The 8,728-nt window shown below is 68.0% G+C and carries 8 protein-coding genes; 5 read left to right on the top strand and 3 right to left on the bottom strand.

Going from position 1 to position 8,728, the window contains the following annotated elements; genetic code table 11:
• Positions 1–1,616, bottom strand: a 1,616-nt coding sequence (gene xsc, locus C1H66_RS16045) for a sulfoacetaldehyde acetyltransferase (protein WP_102625874.1), incomplete at its 3' end; no start/stop codon positions are given.
• Positions 1,617–1,795: 179 nt separating this feature from the next.
• Between xsc and C1H66_RS16040 the strand changes: the two genes are divergently transcribed.
• The gene (locus tag C1H66_RS16040) at positions 1,796–2,617 is read left to right on the top strand and encodes an IclR family transcriptional regulator (protein ID WP_102628887.1); all 822 of its coding nucleotides are present in this window, start codon (positions 1,796–1,798) and stop codon (positions 2,615–2,617) included.
• Between the two features lie 122 nt (positions 2,618–2,739).
• The gene (locus C1H66_RS16035) at positions 2,740–3,876 is read left to right on the top strand and encodes an aminotransferase class V-fold PLP-dependent enzyme (RefSeq protein ID WP_102628886.1); all 1,137 of its coding nucleotides are present in this window, start codon (positions 2,740–2,742) and stop codon (positions 3,874–3,876) included.
• Between the two features lie 79 nt (positions 3,877–3,955).
• Here the strand turns inward: C1H66_RS16035 and C1H66_RS16030 are convergent, their stop codons facing one another.
• Together C1H66_RS16030 and C1H66_RS16025 are read right to left on the bottom strand one after the other, a co-directional pair.
• Entirely contained in the window at positions 3,956–4,642 is a 687-nt protein-coding gene (locus C1H66_RS16030) for a CBS domain-containing protein (RefSeq protein WP_102628885.1), read from the bottom strand.
• A gap of 147 nt (positions 4,643–4,789) precedes the next feature.
• On the bottom strand, positions 4,790–5,563 hold the full coding sequence (locus C1H66_RS16025) for a DeoR/GlpR family DNA-binding transcription regulator (RefSeq protein ID WP_102628884.1): 774 nt from the start codon (positions 5,561–5,563) through the stop codon (positions 4,790–4,792).
• A 206-nt stretch (positions 5,564–5,769) separates the two neighbouring features.
• Between C1H66_RS16025 and C1H66_RS16020 the strand changes: the two genes are divergently transcribed.
• The 3 genes from C1H66_RS16020 to C1H66_RS16010 form a co-directional block, all read left to right on the top strand.
• Entirely contained in the window at positions 5,770–7,044 is a 1,275-nt protein-coding gene (locus C1H66_RS16020) for a NupC/NupG family nucleoside CNT transporter (protein WP_102628883.1), read from the top strand.
• A 104-nt stretch (positions 7,045–7,148) separates the two neighbouring features.
• Positions 7,149–7,940, top strand: a complete 792-nt coding sequence (gene deoC / locus C1H66_RS16015) for a deoxyribose-phosphate aldolase (protein WP_102628882.1) — start codon at positions 7,149–7,151, stop codon at positions 7,938–7,940.
• Positions 7,940–8,728, top strand: a 789-nt coding sequence (locus tag C1H66_RS16010) for a thymidine phosphorylase (protein WP_102628881.1), incomplete at its 3' end; no start/stop codon positions are given. The genes deoC and C1H66_RS16010, both read left to right, overlap by 1 nt.

Raw genomic sequence — 8,728 nt, 5'->3', positions numbered from 1 at the left:
CCGATCTCGGCGAAGCTCTGGTTGTCCAGCTCACCGGCCACGAAGCGCCGGTTGTAGAACTCCACCTGGTTCTTCTTCTCCGCCCCCCACTGGCGGTTGTGGAACACCACCGCGGTCACCGGGATGTCATGCCGCACCGCGGTCATGGTCTCCATCAGGCTCATGCCCCAGGCACCGTCGCCGGCGTAGGCGATCGCCGGCCGGTGCGGCGCCGCCACCTTGGCGCCGATGATGGTCGGCAGCGCATAGCCGCAGTTGCCGAAGCTCATCGGCGCGAAGAAGCTGCGCGGCCGGTCGAAGCGCAGGTAGCTGTGCGCCACGGCGTTGATGTTGCCGATGTCGGTGGAGACCATCACGTCCTCGGGCATCGCCTTCTCCAGCTCGCGCAGCACCTGGCGCGGGTGCAGGTACTCGCCGCCGGAGAACGGCGTCTCGCCCTGGGCCTCGTCGATGGCGTCGAGGCTGAACGGGTCCTGCTCGTGGGTCCACTCGTCGAGCTCGCGCTCCCAGGCCGCCTTCTCGCTGGCGATCCGCTCGGCACGCTGGGCCTTGCTGGCATCGCAGGCCAGCTCGCGGCCGGCCAGGCGCTCGGTGAGCGCCTCGGCGGCTTCCCTGGCGTCGCCGCAGATGCCCACCGCGATCTTCTTCACCAGCCCCAGCATCTTGTGGTCGGCGTCGATCTGGATGATCTTGGCGTCCTGCGGCCAGTAGTCCAGGCCGTGCTGCGGCAGGGTGCCGAACGGCCCCAGGCGGGTGCCCAGCGCCACCACCACGTCGGCCCGGGCGATCAGCTTCATGCCCGCCTTGGAGCCCTGGTAGCCCAGCGGGCCGCACCACAGCGGATGGCTGGCCGGGAAGGAGTCGTTGTGCTGGTAGCTGTTGACCACCGGCGCCCCCAGCCGCTCGGCCAGCGCCTGGCAGGCCTCGACGCCGTCGGCCATCACCACCCCACCGCCGGAGACGATCACCGGGAACTCGGCCTTGGCCAGCAGCTCGGCGGCCTCGTTGAGGGTCTTGGTACCGCCCGGGCCACGGTCGACTCGCGAGGGCTGGGGGATCTCGCACTCGATCTCGCCGTAGAAGTAGTCGCGCGGGATATTGAGCTGGGTCGGGCCCATCTCGGCCATCGCCCGGTCGAAGCAGCGCCCGGTGTACTCGGCCATGCGCGCCGGGTGGGTGACGTGGCCCTGGTACTTGGTGAACTCCTGGAACATCGGCAGCTGGTGGCACTCCTGGAAGCCGCCCAGGCCGATGCCGGTGGTGCCCGCCTCGGGGGTGACGATCACCACCGGGCTGTGCGCCCAGTAGGCCGCGGCGATGCCGGTCACGCAGTTGGAGATGCCCGGGCCGTTCTGGCCGATCACCGTGCCGTGGCGGCCGGAGACCCGCGCATAGCCGTCGGCCATGTGGGCGGCGCCCTGCTCGTGGACCACCGGGATCAGCCGGATGCCGGCCGGGGCGAAGATGTCCATGGCGTCCATGAACGCCGAGCCCATGATGCCGAACATGTCGGTCACGCCGTTGGCGACCAGCGTCTCGACGAAGGCCTCCGAGGGGGTCATGGTCTGCTTGCCCTGCACGACGCTGCGGGTGTCCTGGTTCTCTGGGGTGCTCATCGGGTCCTCCTCGGCGCGCCGCCGATTGATGTTTTTGTGGTACGAAAAGTTCCGGATAACGAAACCTGATCAGAATCTAGCTACCCCGAGACTGCCCGTCAACAATAAATCTCAAAAAACGGTACAAATTGATTTCTTTTCAAGAATAATTTACCTTGGCAGCAAAGGGAGGCAGCGCCATGACCAGTAGCAAACCCGAGATCACCAAGCTTGAGGGCGATACCCCCGCACAGCGCCTGCTGGCGCTGCTGGAAGTCATCGCCGAAAAGGATCAGTTCTTCACCCTGCAGAGCCTGGTCGAGGAGACCGGACTACCGAAGCCGACCCTTCATCGCATGCTGCAACAGCTCGAGACGTCCGGCATGCTCCAGCGCGAAGCCGACAGTCGCCACTACAGCAAGGGCAGCCGGCTGCGTCGGCTGGCCGAGAACCTGCTACTCAACGACACCGTGCACGGCGCCCGGCATGCGGTGCTGAGCCAGTTGGTTGACGAGGTCGGCGAAAGCTGCAATATCACGGCCCTCTCCGGCGGGGAGGTCCTCTATCTCGACCGTGTCGAGACGTCGGCCGCCCTGCGCTTCTATCTGCACCCGGGCTCCCGGGTTCCCGTGCACTGCTCGGCCAGCGGCAAGTTGTTCCTGGCCCAGATGAGCCCGGCGCAGCGCAAGCGTCTGCTGAGTGAGATCCCCCTCAAGGCGTTCACCAAGAGAACCCTGACCGATATCGATTCCCTGGAAGCCGAGATAGCGACCGTTCGCCAGAACGGCTTTGCCTTCGATGACGAGGAGTTCCTGCCTGGCCTGATCTGCATTGCCGTACTGGCCCCCGACCTTCGGGGAGGTAGGTCGAACCTGGGCATCGCCATTCAGGCGCCCATCATGCGCATGACACAAGAGAAGGCCCTGCAATGCCTGCCGGCACTACAGCGTGCCGCCAAGGCCATTGCCGCCATCGACCAGGACGCCATGCCACAAGGAGATTCCCTGGCCAGCTCGGAATAGGCTCGACTGACGAATACCTGCATGCTGGCCGCCGCCGCTGGCCCCCGTTAGCGAATCGGAATATGCTCAGGGCATGAATGACCCTTCGCTCACGAAGGCCTGGAATCAATACGGAGAACGAAATGGCCGGCTTGCTACCCGATGTCGACCCCGATGGACTGCTGGAGTACTCGGTGGTCTACACCGACCGCTCCCTGAACCATATGTCGGCCCGCTTCCAGGGCGTGATGCGCGATATCTCCGCCACCCTGAAACGTGTCTACCATGCACACAGCGCCGTGATCGTTCCGGGCAGCGGCACCTTCGCCATGGAGGCCGTGGCCCGCCAGTTCGCCACCGATCGCCGGTGCCTGGTGATTCGCAACGGCTGGTTCAGTTATCGCTGGAGCCAGATCCTCGAGATGGGCCGTATCCCCGCGGATGCCGATATCCTCAAGGCGCGCCGGCTCGACGAGAACGACCCGACCTCCCCCTTCGCCCCGCCGTCCATCGAGGACGTGATCGAGTCGATACACGCCGAGCAACCCGACGTGGTGTTCGCCGCCCATGTCGAGACCTCGTCCGGCATCCTGCTGCCCGACGATTACCTGCGCCGCATCGCCGATGCCATCCACGAGGAGGGCGGCCTCTTCGTGCTCGACTGCATCGCCTCCGGCACCCTCTGGGTCGACATGCAGGATCTCGGCGTCGACGTGCTGGTCAGCGCCCCCCAGAAGGGCTGGAGCGGCTCGCCCTGCTGCGGCATGGTGATGCTGTCGCGCCTGGCCCGGGAGAGCATCGACTCCACCACCAGCACCAGCTTCGCCTGCGACCTGAAGAAGTGGCTGTCGATCATGGAGACCTATGAGGGGGGCGGCCATGCCTACCATGCCACCCTGCCCACCGACGGCCTGGCCAGGCTGCGCGACGTGATGGCCGAGATCGAGGCCTATGGCCTGGAAACGCTGCGAGAGGAGCAACTGGCCCTGGGCCAGGGCGTGCGCGCCATGCTCGCCGAGCATGGCCTCGCGAGCGTCGCCGCGCCGGGGTTCGAAGCCCCCGGCGTGGTGGTCAGCTACACCGACGACCCCGCGATCGTCGATCGCTTCGCCGAGGCCGGCGTTCAGGTCGCAACCGGCGTCCCGCTGATGTGCGACGAGGGCGACGACTTCCAGGCCTTCCGCATCGGCCTGTTCGGCCTGGACAAGCTGCACCAGCGCGACCGCAGCCTGGAGAACCTCGAGAACGCCCTGCGACAGGCGCGAGCCCGCCAGGACTGAGGATACCGCGTGTCATCAACGCCAGCGGGGTGGCCGAATGGCCACCCCGCTGGCGTTGGCGAAGGTGCTCGGTGGCGCCTCAGAAACTCGCCATGCCCCGGGGCACGAAGCCCAGGTTGTTCTCCACCGCCTTGACACCGCTGGTGTTCTCGGCGGCCACCTGGACGGCCAGCTTCTCCTCCTGATTCTCCACCAGGCCCCATAGCTGCACATTGCCTTCCGCGACGATGACGTTGATGCGATCGACCAGCACGCCGGTATTCTCGTCGACCTCCTTGAGAATGGCATCACGGATCTCCCGGTCGTCGCCGGTGACATCCAGGCCCGTGTCCGGTGCCGTGACCGAAAACCCGCGCAGCAGATTGGAGCGGCTGACGATCCCCACGAGCCTGCCGTCACGCACCACCGGCACCCGCTTGATCCGGTGTTTTTCGAGCAGGCTGGCGATGCGGTGCAGCGGCTCGTCCTCGCCGATGGTGACCGGCTTCGGGGTCATGATCTCGCCGGCCCTGCGGCCATGGGACTTGACGTACTCACCGGCACTGGAACCGGATATCAGCTTCAGCCACCAGGACTTGTGCTCGGTATCGTTCTCGACTCGACGCATCAGGTCGCCCTCGCTGACGATACCCAGCACCCGCTGGTCGGCATCGATCACCGGAACGGCACTGATCCCGTGCTCGAGCAGGAGGCTGGCGATCTCGCGTACCTCGGCATCCGCGGTCACGCTGATCACGTTGGTGGTCATGACGTCGGCAGCTTGCATGTCATTGTCTCCTGGAAGCGGGACGCTGTGTCATCGACCGATCGGTCCAGTCGCCGGCAACGACCGTCTGACACCGTTGCCTATTGTGCAGGATAGCAACGGCCGGGCGCCCTCGCCTTGATCCGGGACAGGGTCGGTATGCCGCCGTCAGGCGAGCAGGACCTCCGGCCCCCGGCCGGCCGCCTGGCGACCCTGCCGCAACCGGCGCCCCGCCTCCCCGTCGGTGATCACCACGTCGAAGTCATCGACCCCGGCGAAACGCGCCGGTCGGATCATGCCGAGCTTGCTCTCGTCGGCCACCAGCAGGCGCTGCCCGGCGGTGGCGATGGCGGCCTGCTTGGGCGCCACTTCATGGAAATGGAAGCAGCTCACTCCCTTCTGCTCGTGAAGGCCCGCCGCCGAGAGGAAGGCGCGGTTGATGCCGAGACGGCGGATCGCTTCGACGACGCCGTCACCACCGAACGACTGTGACGAGCCGTGGTAGAGCCCGCCGAGCAGCACCAGGCGCACCCCGGGCAGCGTGCTCACCGCATTGGCCACGTTGAGGGCATAGGTCACCACGGTGAGCTCGCGGTGGTTCGCCAGGGAGTCGACCAGCGGCATCAGGGTGGTGCCGCAATCGATGAACAGGGTGTCGCCCTTCTCGATGAAGGCGGCGGCCCGTTCGCAGAGCCGGCACTTGGCCGGGTAGTGGCTGACCTGCTGCTCGTCGAGGTCGTAGACCGGCGCGAAGCGCGGGTTGTCGGCCATCACCAGGCGTCCGCCGAAGAAGGTGATGGCCCCGTCGCTGGCCGCCACGTCGCGACGAATGGTCATCTCCGAGACCCCGCAGAGTCTCGCTGCCTCGGCGAGTCGCATGGTCCCGCCTCCGGCCAGCGCCTCCTGCAGGCGCGCCAGTCGCATGGCACTGCGGCCGTTCATCGAGCCTCCTCGTCTGTATCACGGCGATCGCCGCGGGTCTCCATGCTGATCGAGCGCCGGCAGAATTGCCATCGCGCTCGCCGCTCCTCGCGGCTTCGGGCGAGCCACTCAAAAAGTTGTTAGAAAAATAACACTATCTGTTATATTTTTCACTTCACACTCATGCCCCACCCCATCCGGGTGAAACCAACGACAACAGGTGCCCCATGACCCCCATCATGAGCCTGGTCGGGATGGCGACGCTGATCGTCATCGCCCTGCTCTTCTCGACCGACCGCAAGTCGATCCGCCTGCGTACCGTGGGCGGCGCCTTCGCCATCCAGGCCGGCATCGGCGCCTTCGTGCTCTACGTGCCCGCCGGCCAGGCGGTGCTCGCCACCGTCTCCGCGGCGGTCAGCCAGGTGGTGGCCTACGCCAACGACGGCATCGACTTCCTGTTCGGCGGCCTGGCCGACGTGGAGAACGTCGGCTTCGTCTTCGCCATCAAGGTCCTGCCGGTGATCGTCTTCTTCTCCTCGCTGACCGCCGTGCTCTACTACCTGGGCATCATGCAATGGGTGATCCGCCTCCTCGGCGGCGCCCTGCAGAAGGCGCTGGGCACCTCGCGCACCGAATCGCTCTCGGCCACCGCCAACATCTTCGTCGGCCAGACCGAGGCGCCGCTGGTGGTGCGTCCCTTCATCGCCCGCATGACGCCCTCGCAGCTGTTCGCGGTGATGTGCGGCGGCCTGGCCTCGGTGGCAGGCTCGGTGCTGGCCGGCTATGCGGCACTCGGCATTCCCATGGAGTACCTGGTGGCGGCCTCCTTCATGGCCGCCCCCGGTGGGCTGCTGTTCGCCAAGCTGATCATGCCCGAGACCCAGGATCCCGAGGACAGCATCTCCGCGGCCGAGGCGCGCCTCGAGGAGGAGGAGGACCATCCGACCAACGTGCTCGACGCCGCCGCCGCCGGGGCCTCCTCCGGCCTGATGCTCGCCGCCAACGTCGGCGCCATGCTGCTCGCCTTCATCGGCCTGATCGCGCTGATCAACGGCATGCTCGGCGGCGTCGGCGGCTGGGTCGGCATGGAGTCGCTGAGCCTGGAGTGGATCCTCGGCTGGCTGTTCGCCCCGCTGGCCTTCCTGCTCGGCGTGCCCTGGGAGGAGGCGACCCTGGCCGGCTCCTTCATCGGCCAGAAGCTGGTGGTCAACGAGTTCGTGGCCTATATCAACCTGGCGCCCTACCTCGACGGCGACCAGCTCGTCGCCGCCACCGGCCAGGCGATGACGCCCCACACCATGGCGATCCTCTCCTTCGCGCTGTGCGGCTTCGCCAACCTGTCGTCGATCGCCATCCTGCTCGGCGGCCTCGGCAGCATCGCCCCCAACCGCCGTCACGACATCGCCCGTTTCGGTCTCAAGGCGGTGCTGGCCGGCACCCTCTCCAACCTGATGTCGGCCACCCTCGCCGGCTTCTTCCTGGCCTTGGGGGCCCTGGGATGAGCTCGGAACCCGACCGCCGACGAGCGTCACCAACGGGGAGCGGCGACCCCGCCGCTCCCCCCGACACCAGCACGCCACGCCCACACTTTCACCGGGGAGACCCCATGACCGATCTGCAACAGGCCGCGCGCCAGGCCCTGGCGCTGATGGATCTCACCAGCCTCAACGACGACGACACCGACGCCACCACCCGGGCGCTCTGCGCACGCGCCGCCACCCCGGCGGGCCACCCGGCAGCGGTGTGCGTCTCCCCCGCCTTCATCGCCACCGCCCGGCAGGCGCTTGCCGAACAGGGGCTCGCCGGCAAGGTGAAGATCGCCACCGTGACCAACTTCCCCCACGGCGACGCCGACATCGAGCGGGCCGCCGCCGAGACCCGCGCGGCCATCGCCGCCGGCGCCGACGAGGTCGACGTGGTCTTCCCCTACCGGGCGCTGATGGCAGGCGACGAGACGGTGGGACGCGAGCTGGTCGCCGCCTGCAAGCGCGAGTGCGGCGATGCCGTGCTCAAGGTGATCCTCGAGACCGGCGAGCTGGCCGCCCCCACCCTGATCCGCCGCGCCGGCGAGCTCGCCGTGGAAGGCGGCGCCGACTTCCTCAAGACCTCCACCGGCAAGGTGGCGGTCAACGCCACCCTGGAGGCCGCCGAGCTCCTGCTCACCGTCATCCGGGACAGCGGGCGGGACATCGGCTTCAAGGCCGCCGGCGGCGTGCGCACTGCCGAGGACGCCCAGGCCTATCTGGCCCTCGCCGAGCGCCTGATGGGAGGCGACTGGACCACCCCGGCGCACTTCCGCTTCGGCGCCTCGGGGCTGCTCGACAGCCTGCTCGAGACCCTGGGCCTGACCGTGAGCAATCAGCGATCCGGCGACGGCACGCCGGCGGGAGGCTACTGATGCACGCCCACGCCCTGCCCCAGGAGCTGATCCGCGCCAAGCGCGACGGCCGGGCGCTCGATGCCGAATCGATCCGGGCGCTGGTGGCCGGGATCAAGGACGGTAGCCTGGGCGACGCCCAGGTCGGCGCCCTGGCCATGGCGGTATTCCTCAACGGCATGAACGCGAGCGAGACCGTGGCCCTGACCGAGGCGATCCGCGACTCCGGCGAGGTGCTCGACTGGTCCGGGCTCGACCTGCCCGGCCCGGTGCTCGACAAGCACTCCACCGGCGGGGTCGGCGACCTGGTCTCGCTGGTGCTGGGCCCCTGGATCGCCGCCTGCGGCGGCTGCGTGCCGATGGTCTCCGGCCGCGGCCTGGGCCATACCGGCGGCACCCTGGACAAGCTCGAGGCGATCCCCGGCTACGACATCGCCCCCGACCGCGCCCGCTTCCGCGAGCTGGTCCGCGAGGCGGGCGTGGCCATCATCGGCCAGACCGCCGACCTCGCCCCCGCCGACCGGCGCCTCTACGGCGTGCGCGACGTCACCGCCACGGTGGAGTCGCTGCCGCTGATCGTGTCGTCGATTCTCGGCAAGAAGCTCGCCTGCGGCCTCGATGCCCTGGTGATGGACGTCAAGGTCGGCAGCGGTGCCTTTATGCCCACGCCGGAGAAATCCCGGGAGCTCGCCGAAACGATCGCCGAGGTGGCGAACAAGGCCGGCACGCCGACCACCGCGCTGCTCACCGACATGAGCCAGCCGCTGGCCCCCTGCGCCGGCAACGCCATCGAGGTGCGCGAGGCGCTC

The organism is Halomonas heilongjiangensis, from assembly GCF_002879645.1.
GTDB lineage: Bacteria > Pseudomonadota > Gammaproteobacteria > Pseudomonadales > Halomonadaceae > Halomonas > Halomonas heilongjiangensis.
The sequence above is the reverse complement of the archived record's forward strand: the minus strand, read 5'-3'. Positions and strand labels throughout refer to the sequence as shown.

Coding starts and splice junctions, on each gene's coding strand:
- C1H66_RS16025 (WP_102628884.1), bottom strand. CDS start 5,563: ATGAACGGCCGCAGTGCCATGCGACTGGCGCGCCTGCAGGAGGCGCTG.
- C1H66_RS16020 (WP_102628883.1), top strand. CDS start 5,770: ATGACCCCCATCATGAGCCTGGTCGGGATGGCGACGCTGATCGTCATC.
- C1H66_RS16030 (WP_102628885.1), bottom strand. CDS start 4,642: ATGCAAGCTGCCGACGTCATGACCACCAACGTGATCAGCGTGACCGCG.
- C1H66_RS16040 (WP_102628887.1), top strand. CDS start 1,796: ATGACCAGTAGCAAACCCGAGATCACCAAGCTTGAGGGCGATACCCCC.
- deoC (WP_102628882.1), top strand. CDS start 7,149: ATGACCGATCTGCAACAGGCCGCGCGCCAGGCCCTGGCGCTGATGGAT.
- C1H66_RS16035 (WP_102628886.1), top strand. CDS start 2,740: ATGGCCGGCTTGCTACCCGATGTCGACCCCGATGGACTGCTGGAGTAC.